This window comes from Thermomonas sp. XSG (assembly GCF_014678725.1).
In the GTDB taxonomy this organism is placed as follows: domain Bacteria; phylum Pseudomonadota; class Gammaproteobacteria; order Xanthomonadales; family Xanthomonadaceae; genus Thermomonas.
Window position 1 is genome coordinate 739,735 of the sequence record NZ_CP061497.1, and the last position, 17,701, is coordinate 757,435.

Annotated in this window: 20 protein-coding genes; 4 read left to right on the forward strand and 16 right to left on the reverse strand. The window is 69.6% G+C overall.

Annotation, left to right across the window (positions count from 1 at the left end):
- Positions 1-12: 12 nt before the first annotated feature.
- From ICG51_RS03435 to surE, 4 genes are read right to left on the reverse strand one after another with little or no spacing between them, the layout of a single operon-like run.
- Positions 13-795, reverse strand: coding sequence for a peptidoglycan DD-metalloendopeptidase family protein (locus ICG51_RS03435; RefSeq protein WP_190281656.1), 783 nt, complete (start codon positions 793-795; stop codon positions 13-15).
- A 30-nt stretch (positions 796-825) separates the two neighbouring features.
- A complete protein-coding gene (locus ICG51_RS03440) occupies positions 826-1,473 on the reverse strand; it encodes an exopolysaccharide biosynthesis protein (protein WP_190281657.1) in 648 nt (215 codons plus the stop codon).
- The gene (locus ICG51_RS03445) at positions 1,470-2,150 is read right to left on the reverse strand and encodes a protein-L-isoaspartate(D-aspartate) O-methyltransferase (protein WP_190281658.1); all 681 of its coding nucleotides are present in this window, start codon (positions 2,148-2,150) and stop codon (positions 1,470-1,472) included. Before ICG51_RS03445 ends, ICG51_RS03440 begins: the two co-directional genes overlap by 4 nt.
- Complete coding sequence (surE, locus tag ICG51_RS03450) at positions 2,147-2,935, reverse strand: 5'/3'-nucleotidase SurE (RefSeq protein ID WP_190281659.1); 789 nt, start codon at positions 2,933-2,935, stop codon at positions 2,147-2,149. The genes ICG51_RS03445 and surE overlap by 4 nt, the downstream gene beginning before the upstream one ends.
- Positions 2,936-3,007: 72 nt before the next feature.
- On the opposite strand from surE, the gene ICG51_RS03455 reads away from it, so the two are divergent.
- A complete protein-coding gene (locus ICG51_RS03455) occupies positions 3,008-3,574 on the forward strand; it encodes a Smr/MutS family protein (RefSeq protein WP_190281660.1) in 567 nt (188 codons plus the stop codon).
- 46 nt (positions 3,575-3,620) lie between these two features.
- Here ICG51_RS03455 and truD read toward each other — a convergent pair whose 3' ends face one another.
- The 9 genes from truD to ICG51_RS03500 form a co-directional block, all read right to left on the reverse strand.
- Positions 3,621-4,652, reverse strand: coding sequence for a tRNA pseudouridine(13) synthase TruD (gene truD, locus ICG51_RS03460; RefSeq protein WP_190281661.1), 1,032 nt, complete (start codon positions 4,650-4,652; stop codon positions 3,621-3,623).
- Positions 4,649-5,128 (reverse strand): 2-C-methyl-D-erythritol 2,4-cyclodiphosphate synthase, encoded by a 480-nt coding sequence (ispF, locus tag ICG51_RS03465; protein WP_190281662.1) that lies wholly within the window; start codon positions 5,126-5,128, stop codon positions 4,649-4,651. The genes truD and ispF overlap by 4 nt, the downstream gene beginning before the upstream one ends.
- A gap of 96 nt (positions 5,129-5,224) precedes the next feature.
- Positions 5,225-5,911 carry a 2-C-methyl-D-erythritol 4-phosphate cytidylyltransferase gene (gene ispD, locus ICG51_RS03470; protein WP_190281663.1) on the reverse strand — a complete coding sequence of 229 codons (687 nt, stop codon included), beginning with the start codon at positions 5,909-5,911 and terminating at the stop codon, positions 5,225-5,227.
- Positions 5,908-6,243 (reverse strand): cell division protein FtsB, encoded by a 336-nt coding sequence (gene ftsB / locus ICG51_RS03475; RefSeq protein ID WP_190281664.1) that lies wholly within the window; start codon positions 6,241-6,243, stop codon positions 5,908-5,910. Before ftsB ends, ispD begins: the two co-directional genes overlap by 4 nt.
- A 13-nt stretch (positions 6,244-6,256) precedes the next feature.
- A complete protein-coding gene (gene eno / locus ICG51_RS03480; protein ID WP_190281665.1) occupies positions 6,257-7,549 on the reverse strand; it encodes a phosphopyruvate hydratase in 1,293 nt (430 codons plus the stop codon).
- A gap of 22 nt (positions 7,550-7,571) precedes the next feature.
- Positions 7,572-8,405: a 3-deoxy-8-phosphooctulonate synthase gene (gene kdsA / locus ICG51_RS03485; protein WP_190281666.1), complete on the reverse strand. Its 834-nt coding sequence runs from the start codon at positions 8,403-8,405 to the stop codon at positions 7,572-7,574.
- A gap of 8 nt (positions 8,406-8,413) precedes the next feature.
- Positions 8,414-10,081: a CTP synthase gene (locus ICG51_RS03490; protein ID WP_190281667.1), complete on the reverse strand. Its 1,668-nt coding sequence runs from the start codon at positions 10,079-10,081 to the stop codon at positions 8,414-8,416.
- Between the two features lie 183 nt (positions 10,082-10,264).
- Entirely contained in the window at positions 10,265-11,284 is a 1,020-nt protein-coding gene (locus ICG51_RS03495; RefSeq protein ID WP_190281668.1) for a glucokinase, read from the reverse strand.
- A gap of 106 nt (positions 11,285-11,390) precedes the next feature.
- A complete protein-coding gene (locus ICG51_RS03500; RefSeq protein WP_190281669.1) occupies positions 11,391-11,804 on the reverse strand; it encodes a globin in 414 nt (137 codons plus the stop codon).
- 169 nt (positions 11,805-11,973) lie between these two features.
- On the opposite strand from ICG51_RS03500, the gene parE reads away from it, so the two are divergent.
- Positions 11,974-13,863 carry a DNA topoisomerase IV subunit B gene (parE, locus tag ICG51_RS03505; protein ID WP_190281670.1) on the forward strand — a complete coding sequence of 630 codons (1,890 nt, stop codon included), beginning with the start codon at positions 11,974-11,976 and terminating at the stop codon, positions 13,861-13,863.
- Between the two features lie 73 nt (positions 13,864-13,936).
- Here the strand turns inward: parE and ICG51_RS03510 are convergent, their stop codons facing one another.
- The 3 genes from ICG51_RS03510 to ICG51_RS03520 form a co-directional block, all read right to left on the reverse strand.
- Positions 13,937-14,125, reverse strand: a complete 189-nt coding sequence (locus ICG51_RS03510; protein ID WP_190281671.1) for a hypothetical protein — start codon at positions 14,123-14,125, stop codon at positions 13,937-13,939.
- 99 nt (positions 14,126-14,224) lie between these two features.
- Positions 14,225-15,484, reverse strand: a complete 1,260-nt coding sequence (locus ICG51_RS03515) for an FAD-dependent oxidoreductase (RefSeq protein ID WP_223809558.1) — start codon at positions 15,482-15,484, stop codon at positions 14,225-14,227.
- A gap of 284 nt (positions 15,485-15,768) precedes the next feature.
- On the reverse strand, positions 15,769-16,251 hold the full coding sequence (locus ICG51_RS03520) for a peptidylprolyl isomerase (protein WP_190281673.1): 483 nt from the start codon (positions 16,249-16,251) through the stop codon (positions 15,769-15,771).
- A gap of 62 nt (positions 16,252-16,313) precedes the next feature.
- Here ICG51_RS03520 and ICG51_RS03525 point away from each other — a divergent pair, with 62 nt between their 5' ends.
- Together ICG51_RS03525 and ICG51_RS14460 are read left to right on the forward strand one after the other, a co-directional pair.
- Entirely contained in the window at positions 16,314-16,874 is a 561-nt protein-coding gene (locus ICG51_RS03525) for a C40 family peptidase (protein WP_190281674.1), read from the forward strand.
- Positions 16,875-17,020: 146 nt separating this feature from the next.
- Entirely contained in the window at positions 17,021-17,677 is a 657-nt protein-coding gene (locus ICG51_RS14460; protein WP_345776114.1) for a C40 family peptidase, read from the forward strand.
- The last annotated feature ends 24 nt before the right edge of the window (positions 17,678-17,701 follow it).

Here is a 17,701-nt window from a genome sequence, read left to right on the forward strand (position 1 = left end):
CCCCGCCCGCGATCAGCGCGCGGGCAGGTATGCCTGCGGGTTGACCGGCTTTCCGTTGTAGCGGATCTCGAAGTGCAGCATGTCCCGTGAAGCGCCGCTGCGGCCCATTTCCGCGATCTGCTGTCCGGCCTTGACCAGCGCGCCCTCGTTCACCAGCCGCGCGCGGTTGTGGCCATAGGCGGACAGCCACTGGTCGTTGTGCTTGACGATGACCAACTCGCCATAGCCCACCAGGCCCGAACCGGAATACACCACCACGCCATCAGCCGAAGCGCGCACCGGCTGGCCTGCCTTGCCCGCGATATCGATGCCCTGGCGGGTGGGATCGCCCCCAGCGAAGGTGGCGACCACCGCGCCGTCGGCCGGCCAGCGCCAGGCCAGGTCGCTCCCCGCAGGCGCCGGCGGCGGCGTGGCTGGGCGCTGTTGCGGCGGTCCCGCCACCACCGGCTTGGCGGCGGCGACAGGGCGCACCGGCGGATCGCGGCGATCACTGGGGTAGAGGCGCAGGCGCTGGCCCGGATGGATGGTGTACGGCGGCGGGATGTCGTTCCACAGCGCCAGGTCCAGCGCGGTGATGCCGTTCTCGGTGGCAATCCGGTAGACCGTCTGGCCGCGTTGCACCAGCGCGGTCGCGCCGTACTTCGGCTGCGACACCCGCACCGGCGGCAGCGCGCTGCTGGCGCCGGGCCCCGCGCGGTGCGGATATTCGCGCACCACCCGGCTGCGCCCGCAGCCGGCCAGCACCAGCACGGCCAGCACCGCCACCATCCACCGCCAAGTATCCATACGCTGCATTCCGCCTCCCAGTGTCCGATGCCGGCGGGCTCAGCCCGGCCAGTATCGGCTGATCAGTTCCTTGACCACCAGGCCGCCGCCGCCGACCAGGATGCTGAAGTAGACGATCGTGGCGACGTTGGCCAGGTGCCCCAGCAGCACCGCGCCGCCATCGCGCTGGATGAAGCCCACCGCAAACAGCAACAGCGCCAGCGCGGGCAAGGTATTGCTGAAGGGCACCAGCCCGAACGGCGCCATCAGCAGCAGCGCCGCCAGGATGAACGCCAGGTTGTTGAACACGCCGATCGCACCGCCGCCCGCCAGCCGTGGCAACCGGTGCGGCCGGCTGACCGCCTCCATCCGGCGCACCCAGGTCAGCCCACGCTCCAGCGCGGGGCGCAGGCGGGTGGTGGAAACCTCCCGCGCACGCAGCTTCTGCGGCAGCCATAGTGGCTTGTTGCGCAGGCGGCTCAAGCCCACCAGCAGGATCGCGGCGCCGAACGCGGTGCTGACGCCGGGGATCGACACCGGGATCAGGAAGATCAAGGTCAGGAACACGGTCAGCAGCAGCAGGCCTTCGTCGCCGAACTGGTCCAGCAACCCGCCCAGCGGCAGGCTGCCTTCGGGCAGGCGCTCGATCATGCCGGACAGCTGCTCGCGCAGCGATGCATCCTGCGGCGACTCCGGCATCCGGCTCATGCGTCCACCATCCCCGACAGCAGCGGCACGAAGACCACCGCACCCAGGTCTTCCTGCGCAATGCCGCCATCCGCCTGCTTGCGCAGGCACAGCAGCGACTGCCCGCCTGAGGCCCCTACGGGCGCCACCAGCACGCCACCCGGGCCAAGCTGGGAGATGAGCGCATCCACCAGCGCGGCGCCTGCGGCGGTGACGATGATGGCATCGAACGGCGCCTCCTCCGGCCAGCCGATGCGGCCGTCGTCGTGCTTGCTGCGCACGTGCAGGCCCAGCGCGCGGAAGCGCTTGCGCGCGGTGCGCAGCAGGTCGCCGATGCGCTCGACGGTGAAGACCTCCAGCCCCAGCGCGGCCAGCACCGCGGCCTGGTAGCCGGAGCCGGTGCCCACTTCCAGCACCTTCTTCGGCCCATCGCGCAGCAGCGCTTCGGTCATCTTCGCCACCACGAAGGGCTGCGAGATGGTCTGCCCGTGCCCGATCGGCAGGGCGTTGTTCTCATAGGCGCGCGAGGCCAGCGCCTCGTCCACGAACTGGTGGCGCGGCACCGTGCGGATCGCGTTGAGCACGCGCTCGTCGGTGATGCCGCCCTTGCGCAGGTCGTCGATCAAGCGGTCGCGCACGCGCTGGCCAGTCAGGCCCATGCCGAGGTCGGCCGGCTGCAGGCGCATCCGCGCGATCACGATTTCGCCTCCATCGACGCGGCCAGCCCGCCGACCCAACCGGCCACCTGCTCCAGCGCCTGGTAGCGGGTGAGGTCGACGTGGATCGGGGTGATCGCGATATGGCCGCTGCGCACGGCGTGGAAATCGGTGCCGGGGCCGGCGTCCTGCTCGTCGCCGGCGGCGCCGATCCACCACCACTGGCGCCCGCGCGGGTCTTCCTGCGGCGTGCACGGCTCGGCGCGGTGACGGTGGCCGAGGCGGCTGGTCTCGAAGCCGCGGATCTCTTCCCACGGCAGGTCCGGCACGTTGACGTTGAGGATGGTGGACGCCGGCAGCGGGTCGCGGCGCAGGCGTTCGACGATCTCCACCGCCGCGCGCGCCGCGCTTTCGTAGTGCCTGCCTTGGTGGGCCTCGGTGACCAGCGACATCGCCACCGCCGGCAGCCCCAGGAAGCGCCCTTCCATCGCCGCCGCCACGGTGCCGGAATAGATCACGTCGTCGCCGAGGTTGGCGACGTTGTTGATGCCGGACACCACGATGTCGGGCTCCAGCCCCAGCGCCTCCAGCATGCCCGTGACCGCCACGTGCACGCAGTCGGTCGGGGTGCCGTAGACCTTCCAGGTGCGCTCGTCGAGTTGCACCACCCGGATCGGCGCGTCAAGCGTCAGTGAATTGCTGGCGCCGCTGCGGTCGCGGTCGGGGGCCACCATCACCACCTCGTGGCCGGCATCGCGCAGGCCCTTGGCCAGCGCATGGATGCCAGGGGCGTCGACGCCGTCGTCGTTGCTGACCAGAACCCGCATCACGGCATCGGAACATTGTGCATGCGGCCATGATACCGGATGCGCGAAAGCGCTTCGCGGTAACCTGATGCCATGCGCAAGGCACCGCCCGACATCCAACCCGTGCAGGACGACCGGGACGACGCCAGCCTGTTCCGCGCCGCCATCGGCGCGGACCGGGGCAAGGTGCGGGCGCTGCCGGAGGCCGCGCCCCCGCCCGCCGCGCCCAAGCCGAAACCCGCCGCGAAAATGGCCCGCCGCGACGAGGAGGCCGCCCGCGAGGAATTCCGCCACATGCTGGTCTCCGCGCTGGAGGCCGGCGACGCGATGAGTTACCGGCGCGAGGAAATCACCCCGCGGGTGCTGAAGAAACTGGCGCGTGGCGAATACGCGGCGCAGGAAGAACTCGACCTGCACGGCCTGCCCGCGCACGCCGCCGAGGCGCTGCTGCGCGAATTCCTGCGCGACTGCCGGGCGCATGGCCTGGGCTGCGTGCGGATCGTGCACGGCAAGGGCCGCAACTCGGAGGAGCGGCTGCCGGTACTGAAGAACCTGGTGGATCGCGTCCTGCGCCAGCGCGCGGACGTGCTGGCGTTCCATTCGCCGCCGACCGCCCAGGGCGGCACCGGAGCGGTGCTGGTGCTGCTGGAGAAGCGCTGAAGCCATTCCCCTCCCCTTTCGCGCAGCGAAGGGGAGGGAGTTTTCATCATTGCGCTGCAGCGTCCACGATATCGCCCAGCTCGGACAGCACCGTCGTCGCATAGCACCCCGGCGGCAGCCCGAAGCGCAGCTCCAGCGCGCCGTCCTCGCGCCACGTCCACGCCAGTTCCATCGGCCGCAGCCGCAGCGCGCGGCGCTCCTGCTTCAGGCCCGCGCGCTCCAGTCCCGCACGCAGGCGCGAGGCGGTATCGCCGGCCAGCGCCGCCAGCTCCAGTTCGCGGGCAGCGCCGGTGCTGCGCAGTTCGCCCTCGCCCCAGAGCGGGCCGCTGGGATGGATGTCGAATGCCTCCAGCCTCGCCTGCAGTTCCGGTGTGAACGGCTCGGGGCCGAACACGCTGCGGCTGCCGTCCAGCATCCACACCTCGCCGTCCAGCGCGGCGTCCCAGTTGCCCGCCTCGACCCGCGCTGCCAGCACCCGGTTGAACAGGTCCGAACGCGCGGCGGACAGCAGCATCGTGCGCTCCTCGCGCTTGACCCGGCCGCCGGCGAACATCGCCACCGCCTTGCGCACGTTGTCACCTCCCCGGCCGAAGCGCTGTTCGCCGAAGTGGTTGGGCACGCCGCGCCGTGCGATCGCGGACAGCCGTGCATCGATGGCCCCGCGCTCGCCCTCGACTTCGCGCAGCACCAGCACGAAGCGGTTGCCAGCCAGCGCGCCGCGCGGCAGCTTGCGCGCGTGCCATGCGTGTTCCAGCACCTGCAGCTCATCCGACCTCAGCGCATCGATGGCCGGCGCGACCTTCTTGGGCAGCCATACGCTGAAGCGCTGGCGGGTCACCGCATGGCGGTCCTTCAGCCCGGCGTAGCCGATCGCCGATTCATCCACGCCCGCCCATTGCGCGATGGTCCTAGCGGCGAAGGCGGTGTTCATTCCGCGCTTCTCGATGGTCAGCAGCAGGTGCTCGCCGGCGCCGCTGGCCTCGAAGCCCGGCAATTCCTCGACGAAGAAATCTTCCGCGCTGCTGCGGATGCGCGCGGCCAGCACCGGCGCGCCGTGGGCGCGCGCAGCCGCCGTCACGCCCGCACCAGCAGGCAGATCGCCTGCGCCGCGATGCCCTCGCCGCGGCCGGTGAAGCCCAGCTGCTCGCTGGTGGTCGCTTTCACGCTTACCGCATCGATGTCGATGCCGAGGTCGGCGGCGATCCGTTCGCGCATGACCTGCGCGTGCGGCCCGACCTTGGGCGCTTCGCAGATCACGGTGATGTCGCAATTGCCTACCCGCCAGCCGCGCTCGCGCAGCAGCGCATCGCAATGGCGGACGAAGGCACGGCTGTCGGCGTCCTTCCAGCGCGCGTCCGACGGCGGGAAGTGGCGGCCGATGTCGCCCAGTGCCAGCGCGCCGAGCATGGCGTCGCACAGCGCGTGCAGCGCCACGTCGCCATCGGAATGCGCCAGCACGCCGCGCTCATGCGCGATGCGCACGCCGCCCAGCATCACATGATCGCCATCGCCGAAGGCGTGGACGTCGTAACCCTGGCCGATCCTGATATCCATCTACCCGCCTTTCACCTGCTTTTGTAGGAGCGCACCGCAGGGGCGCGAGGCTTGCGCGGGATCTCACAAAGGGCATCGCGCCCCTGCGGTGCGCTCCTACGGGGCTCTTGCCAGCAAAAATTCGACCAGCGCCAAATCCGCCGGCGTGGTCACCTTCAGATTATCCTCGCGGCCTTCGACCAGCGCAGGATGCAGGCCCAGCCGCTCGACCGCCATTGCCTCGTCGGTCACCACCACGCCATCGGCCTGCGCCGTTTCCAGCGCGCGCCGCAGCAGGTCGCGGCGGAACGCCTGCGGCGTCAGCGCGCGCCACAGGCGCTCACGCGGCTCGGTGGCCTCGATGCGAACGTCGACACTGCTGCGCTTGAGGGTGTCGCGGACCGGCGCGGCGAGGATGGCGCCGTCGGCGCAGGCCGTCGCAGCGTCGATCAGCCTGCCGATGTCGTCCGCGCGCAGATTGGGCCGCGCGGCGTCATGCACCAGCAGCAGCGCGTCTTCGGCCACACCTTCCGGCAACGCGCGCAGCGCGGCCAGCACCGAGTCGGCGCGTTCAACGCCGCCCACGCAGGCAATCACCGGCTTGCCATGCATGCTGGTCCAGCCCGGCCAGTGCGGATCGTCCGCGGCCAGCGCCACCACCGCGCCATCGACACGCGGATGCGCCAGCAGCGCCTCCAGCGCATGCGCGATCAACGGCTTGCCGGCGGCAGGCAGGTACTGCTTCGGCACCTCGCCGCCGAAGCGGCGTCCGCTGCCGGCGGCGGGCATCAGCGCCCAGCTCATGGCTGCGGTGCGGCCTCGCCCGCCGGCGCGCCGGATGCGGGCGCGGCCTGCGCGCCGTCGATCACCCGGTAGAAGGTTTCGCCCGGCTTGACCATGCCCAGCTCGCTGCGCGCGCGTTCTTCCACCGCTTCGCCGCCGGCCTTGAGGTCGGCGACTTCCGCGGCCAGCGCATCGTTGCGCGCCTGCAGCTTGCGGTTCTCGGCCGTCTGCGTCGCGACCTGCACCTTCAGTGCGGCCACCTCGCGCTGGCCGCCGCTGCCGTACCAGAGCTTGGCCTGCAGCGCCGCCAGCAGCAGCGCCAGGATCAGCAGCAGCACGCGCATCGACGTCACCAGGGCGACCGGCTCAGCGCTTCAGCGAGACGAAGGCGTCGCGGCCGGCGTAGCGCGCGGCCGCACCCAGCTGCTGTTCGATGCGCAGCAGCTGGTTGTACTTGGCCACGCGATCGCTGCGGCACAGCGAGCCGGTCTTGATCTGGGTGGCGGTGGTGGCCACCGCAATGTCGGCAATCGTGGTGTCCTCGGTTTCGCCGGAGCGGTGCGAGACGATCGCCGCGTACTTCGCCGCGTCGGCCATCGCGATGGCTTCCAGCGTCTCGCTGAGGGTGCCGATCTGGTTCACCTTGATCAGGATGGCGTTGGCCACGCCGCGACTGATGCCGTCCTTGAAGATGCGCGGATTGGTGACGAACAGGTCATCGCCGACCAGCTGCACCTTGCCGCCGAGGCGGTCGGTCAGCAGCTTCCAGCCGTCCCAGTCGTCCTCGGCCATGCCGTCCTCGATGGTGACGATGGGGTACTGCGCGCACCAGTTGGCGAGGAAGTCGACGAACTGCTCCGAGGTCAGGCGCTTGCCCTCGCCGGTGAGGTTGTACTTGCCGTTCTCGAAGAATTCGGTGGACGCCACGTCCAGGCCCAGCAGCACGTCCTCGCCGGCCTTGTAGCCGGCCTTGCCGATGGCCTCAAGGATGGTTTCCAGCGCTTCCTCGTTGCTGCGCAGGTCGGGGGCGAAGCCGCCCTCGTCGCCCACCGCGGTGGACAGGCCGCGCGCCTTCAGCACCGACTTCAGCGCGTGGAAGATCTCAGTGCCGCTGCGCAGCGCTTCGCTGAAGGAATCGAAGCCCACCGGCAGGACCATGAACTCCTGCAGGTCCACGTTGTTGTCGGCGTGCGCGCCGCCGTTGATGATGTTCATCATCGGCACCGGCAGCACTGGCGCGGCGCCGGTCAGGCCGGCAAGGTACTGCCACAGCGCCAGCTTCTTCGAGGCCGCCATCGCGTGCGCGGCCGCCATCGACACGCCCAGCAGCGCGTTCGCGCCCAGCCGGCCCTTGTTCTCGGTGCCGTCGAGGTCGATCAGGCGCCTGTCCAGGCCGGCCTGGTCGGCGGCATCGACGCCCTGCAGCGCATCGGCGATCACGCCGTTGACGTTGCCCACGGCCCTCGAAACGCCCTTGCCGAGGTAGCGGGTCTTGTCGCCGTCGCGCAGCTCCACCGCCTCCTTGCTGCCGGTGGAGGCACCGGACGGCACCGCCGCGCGACCGAACGAACCGTCGGCCAGGGTCACTTCGGCTTCAAGGGTGGGGTTGCCGCGGCTGTCGAGGATTTCGCGGGCGTGGATCCTGGTGATCGTGGTCATCGTGGGAAATCGTCTCGGGGAATCAGAGGGAGGATTCGAGGAAGCCGCCGCGCTTGGTCACGGCGTCCAGTTCCAGCAGGGTTTCCAGCAGCGCCTCCATCTTGCCCAGCGGCCAGGCATTGGGGCCGTCGGACAGCGCCTTGCTCGGATCGGGATGGGTTTCCATGAACACGCCCGACACACCCACGGCAACGGCGGCGCGCGCCAGCACCGGCACGAACTCGCGCTGGCCGCCGGAGCTTGCGCCCTGCCCGCCGGGCAGCTGCACCGAATGGGTGGCGTCGAACACCACCGGACAGCCGGTGTCGCGCATCACCGCGAGGCTGCGCATGTCGCTGACCAGGTTGTTGTAGCCGAAGCTGGCGCCGCGCTCGCAGACCATGATCTGCTGGTTGCCGGTGGACTTGGCCTTCTCCACCACCGGCTTCATGTCCCACGGCGACAGGAACTGGCCCTTCTTGATGTTGACCGGCTTGCCGGTAGCGCAGACCTTGGTGATGAAATCGGTCTGCCGCACCAGGAAGGCCGGCGTCTGCAGCACGTCGACGACGGAAGCCACTTCGTCCATCGGCGTGTACTCGTGCACGTCGGTGAGCAGCGGCACGCCCAGCTGGCGCTTGACCTCGGCCAGCACGCGCAGGCCCTCCTCCATGCCGGGGCCGCGGAAGCTGCCGATGGAGGTGCGGTTGGCCTTGTCGAAGCTGGACTTGAAGATGAAGTTGATCCCGAGCTTGCTGGTGATCTCCTTCAACTGTCCTGCCACGTCGATCTGCAACTGCTCGCTTTCCACCACGCAGGGGCCGGCGATCAGGAACAGCGGCTGATCCAGCCCGACCTTGAAGCCGCAAAGATCCATGGATGCACTCACTTCTGCTGGGCCGCCCTGCGTTCGCGGGCGGCGCGGATGAAGCCGATGAACAGCGGATGCCCGCTGCGCGGCGTGGACAGGAATTCGGGGTGTGCCTGGCAGGCCAGGAACCACGGATGGACGGATTGTGGCAGTTCCACCATTTCCACCAGCAGGTCGTCCATCGACTTGGCGGAGATCACCAGCCCGGCGTCCTCCAGCTGGGTGCGGTAGCGGTTGTTGAACTCGTAGCGGTGGCGGTGGCGCTCGCCCACCACGTCCTTGCCGTACAGCGCGTGCGCCAGCGTCCCCGGCTTGACCCGCTGCTCCTGCAGGCCCAGACGCATGGTGCCGCCGAGGTCCGATTCCTCGCTGCGACGCTCGACCTCGCCGCTCTGGGTGCGCCACTCGGTGATCAGGCCGATCACCGGGTGGGCGGCGTTGCGGTCGTTCTCGGTGCTGTTGGCCCCGGCCAGGCCGGCTTCGTGGCGGGCCATGTCCACCACCGCCGCCTGCATGCCGTAGCAGATGCCGAAGTACGGCAGCCCGGTGGCACGGGCGTACTGCGAGGTCAGCACCTTGCCCTCGAAGCCGCGGTCGCCGAACCCGCCCGGCACCAGCACGCCGTCGACGTCGGCCAGCAGCGCGGCAGCGCCCTCGCGCTCGATGTCGCCGGCCTCCAGCCACTTCAGGTTCACGCGGGTGCGCTGGCGGATGCCGCCGTGCTTGAGCGCCTCGCCCACCGACTTGTAGGCGTCCTTGTGGTCGATGTACTTGCCGACCACCGCGATCGTCACCTCGCCGTCCGGATGCTCGGCGGCATCGACCACCGCGTCCCATTCCGACAGGTCCGCCGCGCGGGCCTTGCCGTCCAGGCGCAGCTGCTCCACCACCAGCTGGTCCAGGCCCTGCGCGTGCAGCCAGCGCGGGATCTTGTGGATGTTGTCCAGGTCGATGGCGGACACCACCGCCTTTTCCGGTACGTTGGTGAACAGCGCGATCTTGCGGCGCTCGCCGTCCGGCAGCGGCTTCTCGCTGCGGCACATCAGCACGTCGGGCTGGATGCCGATGCCGCGCAGCTCCTTCACCGAATGCTGGGTGGGCTTGGTCTTCAGCTCGCCGGCGGCGGCGATGTACGGCACCAGGGTGAGGTGCATGAACATCGCCTTGTCGGCGCCGCGCTCGATCCGCAGCTGGCGGATCGCCTCGAGGAACGGCAGCGACTCGATGTCGCCGACGGTGCCGCCGATCTCGACGATACCGACGTCGAAACCCGCGGTGGCGGCGTCGATGCAGTGCTTGATCTGGTCGGTGACGTGCGGGATCACCTGCACGGTGCCGCCGAGGTAGTCGCCGCGGCGCTCCTTGCGGATCACGGCGTCGTAGATCTTGCCGGTGGTGATCGAATTCAGGCCGGACAGGCGGGTGTTGACGAAGCGTTCGTAGTGGCCGAGGTCGAGGTCGGTCTCGGCGCCGTCGTCGGTGACGTAGACCTCGCCGTGCTGGAACGGGCTCATCGTGCCCGGGTCGACGTTGAGGTACGGATCCAGCTTCATCATCGTGACCTTCAGGCCACGGGCTTCGAGGATCGCTGCAAGCGAGGCGGCGGAAATGCCTTTGCCGAGCGAGGACACCACGCCCCCGGTCACGAAGAGGAGGGGCGTATGGGTAGCAGGGGAAGTCATGGCGGCAGCGCGGCGCTGGAAACCCGCATTCTAGCGGCTAGACGCGCCGGCGTACATGGCCGCCGCCCCGCACCCCGGACATAAACCATTGATCCTGATACGGAAAGCCGCTTTCCGGGAAATCCGGCAATGGGGCCACCACCGCGACCGGTGCCGCCACCGAGTGGCGACTGCGGCCGCCGCTCAGTCGCGCGGCTGTGCCGCGTGCCAGGCCGCAGCGCCGATCAGGCCCAGGTCACCGTGCTCCAGCGCGTGCACCGGCAGCTGGCGCAGGCTGTCGGACAGCACGCCCTTGTCGACGAAACGCCGCATGAAGTCACCCTGACCCAGGTGCCGCTGTAGATGCCCGGTCAGGCCCCCGGCCAGGCAGACCGAACCGGCCCGGAAGGCCAGCGCCAGGTCGCCGGCGAAGCTGCCCAGCCATCCGCAGAAGAGCGTGATGCACTCGACCGCCAGCGGGTCATCCCCGTGGTCCGCCGCCGCCACCAGTTCCGCGGGCGCATTCCAGCGCGGCGGCACCCCGCGCAGCGCGCACAGCGACTGGTACAGGTTCACCAGCCCGGGGCCGGAGAACACCCGCTCGTTGGCCACATGACCAAAACGCGCCTGCAGCATCCGCACCACATCCAGCTCCAGCGGCGTGCCGGCGGCAAGCGCGGCCTGTCCCGCTTCGCTGGGCTGGACGGCGAGCCGGCCGTTCTGGTCGACCAGCAGCGCGGCGCCAAGCCCGGTCCCCGGACCCAGCAACAGCACCGGCAGCGGCAGCCCACCTGCCGCGCCGAGTGGCTGGAACTGCGCAAGCGGAATCCGCGGCAGCGCCCAGGCCAGCGCCTCGAAATCATTGATCAGGTGCAGGTGGCCGATGCCGGCGTCGCCACGTGTCGCAGACAGCGACACCGGCCACGCTAGGTTGCCGTTGAGCAGGTGATCGCCCTGCAGCACGCCGGCAATCGCCACGACGCAGGCGTCCGGGAACGCGGCTTCGCCGGCCTCGACGGCCTCGTCGTGGAAATGGCGCAAGACCGCGGCCAGGCTGGGGAAGGCCGCGCATTCGTAGCGGCGGTGGAAACCAACGGTGAAACCGCTGCCGTCCGGATCAACCAGACCCACCCGTGCATAGGTGCCGCCCACGTCGGCGGCAAGCAGCCGCGTCGTCGCTGCCGGTGCGGTTGCGCCCGCCTCATCCACCGCCCTGTTGCCCATGCACCTGTCGCCGTCGCCTGCCTTCGGGAAGGATCGACCCGTCCGGCGACCCCGCGGCGATTGTAGGCGATGGCGCCGCGCCGGCGGATGGCCGGCGCGGCAAGGCTCACGCAGCCGGATAGCGGCGGGTGAAGGTGTCGCAGACCACGCCCATCGCGGTGTGCCAGCGCGCCATCAGCGCCGGCGTGGCCTCCTCGTCGGTTTCGCCGATCACCTGCAGCAGGCTGTCGATCCAGTACGGATACAGCACCGGATCGACCGGGGCGCGCCCCTGGCAGGCGTGCACGTCGGCCATCTGCTCGGTGGTCCGCCGCGACAGCCCGCTGCCGGCGGCATGCAGGATCGCCACGCTGATTCCGCGCCGCAGCGCCATCCGCTGCTTGCTGAAGTCGGTGTCGGCGAACATCGGTGCGATGGCCGGATGGCTGGCCATGAACACCTCATAGAAGCGTTCGATGAAGCGCTTGTCACGCAGGCAGCGGCCGTAGCTCTGCTGCAGGTCTTCGTACTGGTCGGACATCGCCGGCCGCTCTCCATGGGGGTTGCACGGCATGATCGGCCCGGCACGCACGGCCGGTGTTGATCTGGCGCAAAGCCGCACACGGCGTGGCACGGTTCGTGACGGCGTTCAACCTTGACCGCGGCAGGCGGGGCGACCATCCTGCGCCGTCCCCCCGCAGTACGCCCGCATGAACACCCGCTACAACGCCGCCGACATCGAAGTCCTCTCCGGCCTGGACCCGGTCAAGCGCCGGCCCGGCATGTACACCGACACCAGCCGCCCGAACCACCTGGCGCAGGAAGTCATCGACAACGCGGTGGACGAGGCACTGGCCGGGCACGCGCGCGGCATCGAGGTGACCCTGCATGCCGACGGCAGCTGCGAAGTGGCCGACGATGGCCGCGGCATGCCGGTGGACATCCATCCGGAGGAGAAGATCCCCGGCGTCGAGCTGATCCTCACCCGCCTGCACGCGGGCGGCAAGTTCAGCAACAAGAACTACACCTTCAGCGGCGGCCTGCACGGCGTGGGCGTGAGCGTGGTCAACGCGCTCTCGACCAAGGTCGACGTGTTCATCAAGCGCGACGGCAGCGAGTACCACATGGCCTTCGCCGACGGCGATCGCATCTCGGCGCTGTCGGTGGTCGGCAGCGTGGGCAGGAAGAACACCGGCACCCGCGTTCGCTTTTGGCCGGACCCTAAATACTTCGACACGCCGAAGTTCAACCTGCGCGCGCTCAAGCACCTGCTGCGCGCCAAGGCCGTGCTGTGCCCGGGCCTGACCGTCTCGCTGTTCGACGAGGCCAGTGGCGAGCGCGTGCAGTGGTATTTCGAGGACGGCCTGCGCGACTACCTGAAGGGCGAACTGGACGGCCGGGAACTGCTGCCGCCGGAGCTGTTCGTGGGCAGCCTGAAGAAGGACACCGAGGTGGTGGACTGGGCGGTGGCCTGGCTGCCGGAAGGCGACCTGGTGCAGGAAAGCTACGTCAACCTGATTCCCACAGCCCAGCACGGCACCCACGTCAACGGCCTGCGCAGCGGCTTCACCGATGCGCTGCGCGAGTTCTGCGACTTCCGCAACCTGCTGCCGCGCGGCGTCAAGCTGGCGCCGGAAGACGTATGGGACCGGGTCGCCTTCGTGCTGTCGCTGAAGATGACCGACCCGCAGTTTTCCGGCCAGACCAAGGAGCGGTTGTCATCGCGCCAGGCCGCGGGTTTCGTCGAGGGCGCCGCGCACGACGCCTTCAGCCTGTGGCTCAACGCCCACACCGAGTTCGGCGAGAAGATCGCGCAGCTGGCCATCGAACGCGCCTCGGCGCGACTGAAGACCGAAAAGCAGATCGTCCGCAAGAAGGTCACCCAGGGCCCGGCCCTGCCCGGCAAGCTTGCCGACTGCATTTCGCAGGACCTGTCGCGCACCGAGCTGTTCCTGGTCGAGGGCGACTCCGCCGGCGGCAGCGCCAAGCAGGCGCGCGACAAGGATTTCCAGGCCATCCTGCCGCTGCGCGGCAAGATCCTGAACACCTGGGAAGTCGCCTCCGGGCAGGTGCTGGGTTCGCAGGAAGTCCATGACCTGGCGGTCGCCATCGGTTGCGATCCCGGCAAGGACGAGATCGACGGACTGCGCTACGGCAAGATCGTGATCCTGGCCGACGCCGACAGCGACGGCCTGCACATCGCCACCCTGCTCACCGCGCTGTTCCTCCGGCATTTCCCCGCGCTGGTCGCCGCCGGCCACGTGTTCGTGGCGATGCCGCCGCTGTTCCGCGTGGACGTGGGCAAGCAGGTGTTCTACGCGCTGGACGAGGAAGAAAAGCGCCTGCTGCTGGAGAAGATCCAGCGCGAGAAGCTCAAGGGCCAGGTCCACGTCACCCGCTTCAAGGGCCTGGGCGAGATGAACCCGCAGCAGCTGCGCGAATCCACCATGCACGTGGACACCCGCCGGCTGGTGCAGCTCACCGTCGACGACGACACCGCCACCCGCTCGCTGATGGACATGCTGTTGGCGAAGAAGCGCGCCTCCGACCGGAAGGCATGGCTGGAGCAAAAGGGCGACCTGGCCACGCTGGAAGTCTGAGCCGACGACCCGCGGCCACCGGCCGTGGCGCCTGCTGCACCATGATGTCCATGGCAGCCGCCGGCGCACCGGTCTAGGCGAACCAGCCGGAAACCCAGCGCACCACGCCGTGGAAGCGCGCGGCCAGCCAGTCGGCGCTGGCCTGCAACTCGGACGGGAACAGCCTGCCCAGCAGCCAGTAGACCAGCCAGGCCGCGGCGGCGAGGATCGCCAGTCCCAGCAGCTGCATGCGGAAGTCAGCGCGGGCCTTGCTCGTGGTCATCTCATCCGTCTCCTGCGCCGATCCCCGGCCGGCGCATCGATAGTGCACCGGCCGCGGCCGACAGGCTACCGGCGCCCCGGGCGGGCGCGAGCGCCGTACTCAGGCGAACCGCGCCGGATCGAACGGCTCCGGGTTCACGCAGGGCGTGCGGCCGGCGATCATGTCGGCCAGCAGCTGGCCGGTGCTGGCACTCATGCTCACCCCCATCATGCCGTGGCCGACAGCCATCCACAGGTGCGGATGGCCGGGCGCCCGCCCGATCAGCGGGATGTCATCGCGGCTCATCGGCCGCCATCCACACCACTTCTCGCGCACTTCCGGGCCGACCGGATGGTGCAGGAACTGCGCCGCGCCACGCTCCAGCGCACCCAGGCGCTTCTCGTTGAGGCTGTCATCGAAGCCGGTGAATTCCATCGTGCTGCCCAGCCGGTAGCCGCTGCCCCAGGCGGTCACGCAGACCGACGGCTCGTAGAGGATGACCGGACGCTTCGGCGCCAGCGGCGGCGAGCTGTAGGTGATCGAATAGCCCTTGCCCGGCTGGATGGTCTTGCGCAGCCAAGGCAGGCCGACCTCCGAGGCGATCTGCGGCGACCATGCACCAGTCGCCAGGATCACGTCGCGCGCGCGCAACTGGCCCTGCGCGGTGGTGGCCAGCACGCCCTGCGCGCCGGACGCCAGCGACTGCAATGCGCAATGCTCGATGATCCGCCCGCCGCGCGCGCGCACGACGCGGGCCAGCTCGGCCACGTAGCGGTCCGGGCGCAGCGCGGCATCGCCGCGGAAGCACATGGCGCCGGCCAGGCCGGGCTTGAAGGCGGGATCGCGCGCTTCGTAGTCGCTGCCCTCGACGACTTCCACATCCACGCCCAGCTCGTTCAGCAGCGGCACGTCGCCCAGTTCGCGGTCCAAGTCGCGGCGGGTTTTGAACACGTAGTCCTCGCCGGTTTCGGCGAACTCGCAGTCCAGCGCGTAGCGTTCCACCCACTGCTGGATGCGCTGGCGCGAATCCGACAGCAGGGTGTACTTGGCGCGGGCGCTGGCCACGTAGTCGCGGTGGTTGCAGCGCTGCATGAAACCCAGCATCCAGCGCAGGGTGTCGGGATTCAGGGTGGGCTTGATGTACAGCGGCGCGTCGGGGGTGAACATCCAGCGCGCGGCACGCAGCAGCGTGCTTGGGCCCGCCAGCGGCGGCGCGTGGCTGGGGGTGAGCGTGCCGCAGTTGCCGTGCGAGGCGCCGGCGCCGACCTTGCCGGCATCGATCACCGTCACTTCACGCCCATCGTCGAGCAGCGCCAGCGCGGTGGCAAGCCCGGACACGCCGGCTCCGACCACGAGGCAATCGATGGATTCTTCGGCGATGGCTGCGCTCACGATGTCCGGCGTCCGCTGGGAAAGAACGCCCATTATCAGGGCGTGGGCGCCGCCGGGACAGCCCGTCGCCGCCCGCCAGCAACGGAGTGACGGCATGCCGGCCCCGGGAACGCGAACGGCCCGCGAGGGCGGGCCGTTGCGATGCAGCTGTTACCCAGCCCCCTGAGTCAGGGGGCGATTCGTGCCGCAGGCACGAATGGGGGTCTGGCAGCGAACAGCGGGGCCCAAGGTTTGCGTAGCAAATCTTGGGATTGATTCATGCGCAGCATGGATCAATGCGCGTGGCCGCCCTCGCCGTGCACGTGGCCGTGGGCGATCTCTTCCTCGCTGGCCTCGCGCACTTCGACGATCTCGATGTCGAATTCCAGGTCCTTGCCCGCCATCGGGTGGTTCAGGTCCACGTCGACCACGCTCATGCCCACCTTCTCGATGGTCACCGCGCGCGGGCCGAAGTTGGTGTTCAAGACCACCTGCATGCCCGGGGCGAGCTTCTGGTCGCCGAAATGCTTCTTGGGAATGCGCTGGGTCAGCCCGTCGCGGCGCTCGCCATAGGCCTCGCTGGCGGTGACCGCGGCCTTGAAGCTGTCGCCGGCTTCATGGCCGTCCATCGCCTTTTCCAGGCCGGGGATGATCTGCCCGCGGCCGAACAGGATGGCCAGCGGCTCGCCCACGGCCTTGGAGCTCTCCAGCTGCTCCTTGCCGGCCTCGGCCACGGCGTAGTGGAAACGGACAACGCGGTCTTTTTCGATCTTCATGATGTGCCTGCCAATCGGTTGGGCGCTTGCCGCCGCATGCGGTTGCGGCAACACTGCGCGGGATGGAACCAGCCGACTGCATCCAGCGACCGGGCGCGCATTATCGACGCTGCGCCGCGCTTGCGCCATTGCCGGGCCTGCTGCTGGCCGCCGCGCTGGCCGGCTGCGGCGGCGGCAAAGCCACCCGCGACCCGCCGCCACGCCCGGTCGCCCGCGACTGGCCGATCGTGGCGCCGGCCGACCCGGCCAAGGCCAACGCGGTGCTGATGCGCGCCATCAGCCTGGTCGGCACGCCCTATCGCTACGGCGGCAACACCCCCGAAGGGGGCTTCGACTGCAGCGGCCTGGTCGGCTACGTATTCCGCGACATGCTGGACCTGCGCCTGCCGCGCACCACCCGCGAACTGGCGGCCCTGCAGGGCCCACGCATCCGGCCGGAGCGGCTGGCAGGCGGCGACCTGGTGTTCTTCGGCAGCGCCGGCCAGGTCAGCCACGTCGGCATCTACGTAGGCCAAGGCCGCTTCGTCCATGCGCCCAGCAGCGGCGGTACGGTCCGGCTTGATTCCCTCGACGGACACTGGTGGATCGACCATTACTCCGGGGCGAGACGGCTGCTGAAGTGAAACGTGAAGCCCGTCACGAAAGCTCGCATCCCGATGATGGATATGTGAATTCCTGCCTATTCATCTTGCTCCAGCTAACAGTTTCTGAACTTCCCGACCCGTCTTCGCAGGCATAGTCGCCCCTGTTTTTGCCTCGTGATGACCGCGTGAAGACAGCGAACCTGCCCCACGGCCATTCCGCACCGCGTTTCCGTCGCGTGCTCCGACTGGCCCTTGCCCTCGCCCTCGCGGCGGGCAGCCTGCCGGCACTGGCGATGAATCCCGCGATTTCCAAGGCTGACCCCGTGTCGCAGACCGCGCCATCGGCGGCGGCCAGCGTGCTGGCCCTGCCCGCCCCGGCGGCCATCGCCACCCCCGATACCGCGCCGCTGTCCGCACAGCTCGCCATCCTGCAGAAGGCCAAGGACGCGCCTACCAGCCCGTCGCTGGTCAAGACCGTGCTGCAGCGCGCTATCTCCCTGCTCGGTACGCCCTACCGCTGGGGCGGCAGCTCGCCGGAAAGCGGATTCGACTGCAGCGGCCTGGTCGGCTACGTGTTCCGCACCATCGGCATCGACCTGCCGCGCGTGTCGCGCGCGATGGCCGATGAAGGCACCAAGGTGGCAAGCCGCGACGCGCTGGCCGAGGGCGACCTGGTGTTCTTCGGCAAGCGCGGCCACATCGACCACGTCGGCATCTATGTCGGCGAAGGCAAGTTCGTGCACGCACCGCGCACCGGCCGCGACGTCACCGTCTCCAGCCTGACCAGCGGCTATTGGGCGCAGAAGTATCTCGAGGCGCGGCGCCTGGCCACCGGCAGCTGAGCCGGCAGGCCCTGGGCCACACCG

Coding starts and splice junctions, on each gene's coding strand:
- surE (WP_190281659.1), bottom strand. CDS start 2,935: ATGCGGGTTCTGGTCAGCAACGACGACGGCGTCGACGCCCCTGGCATC.
- ICG51_RS03510 (WP_190281671.1), bottom strand. CDS start 14,125: ATGACCACGAGCAAGGCCCGCGCTGACTTCCGCATGCAGCTGCTGGGA.
- ispD (WP_190281663.1), bottom strand. CDS start 5,911: ATGAGCTGGGCGCTGATGCCCGCCGCCGGCAGCGGACGCCGCTTCGGC.
- eno (WP_190281665.1), bottom strand. CDS start 7,549: ATGACCACGATCACCAGGATCCACGCCCGCGAAATCCTCGACAGCCGC.
- ICG51_RS03525 (WP_190281674.1), top strand. CDS start 16,314: ATGGAACCAGCCGACTGCATCCAGCGACCGGGCGCGCATTATCGACGC.
- ICG51_RS03490 (WP_190281667.1), bottom strand. CDS start 10,081: ATGACTTCCCCTGCTACCCATACGCCCCTCCTCTTCGTGACCGGGGGC.
- ICG51_RS03500 (WP_190281669.1), bottom strand. CDS start 11,804: ATGTCCGACCAGTACGAAGACCTGCAGCAGAGCTACGGCCGCTGCCTG.
- ICG51_RS03520 (WP_190281673.1), bottom strand. CDS start 16,251: ATGAAGATCGAAAAAGACCGCGTTGTCCGTTTCCACTACGCCGTGGCC.
- ispF (WP_190281662.1), bottom strand. CDS start 5,128: ATGGATATCAGGATCGGCCAGGGTTACGACGTCCACGCCTTCGGCGAT.
- ICG51_RS03455 (WP_190281660.1), top strand. CDS start 3,008: ATGCGCAAGGCACCGCCCGACATCCAACCCGTGCAGGACGACCGGGAC.
- ICG51_RS03495 (WP_190281668.1), bottom strand. CDS start 11,284: ATGGGCAACAGGGCGGTGGATGAGGCGGGCGCAACCGCACCGGCAGCG.
- parE (WP_190281670.1), top strand. CDS start 11,974: ATGAACACCCGCTACAACGCCGCCGACATCGAAGTCCTCTCCGGCCTG.
- kdsA (WP_190281666.1), bottom strand. CDS start 8,405: ATGGATCTTTGCGGCTTCAAGGTCGGGCTGGATCAGCCGCTGTTCCTG.
- ICG51_RS03435 (WP_190281656.1), bottom strand. CDS start 795: ATGCAGCGTATGGATACTTGGCGGTGGATGGTGGCGGTGCTGGCCGTG.
- ICG51_RS03440 (WP_190281657.1), bottom strand. CDS start 1,473: ATGAGCCGGATGCCGGAGTCGCCGCAGGATGCATCGCTGCGCGAGCAG.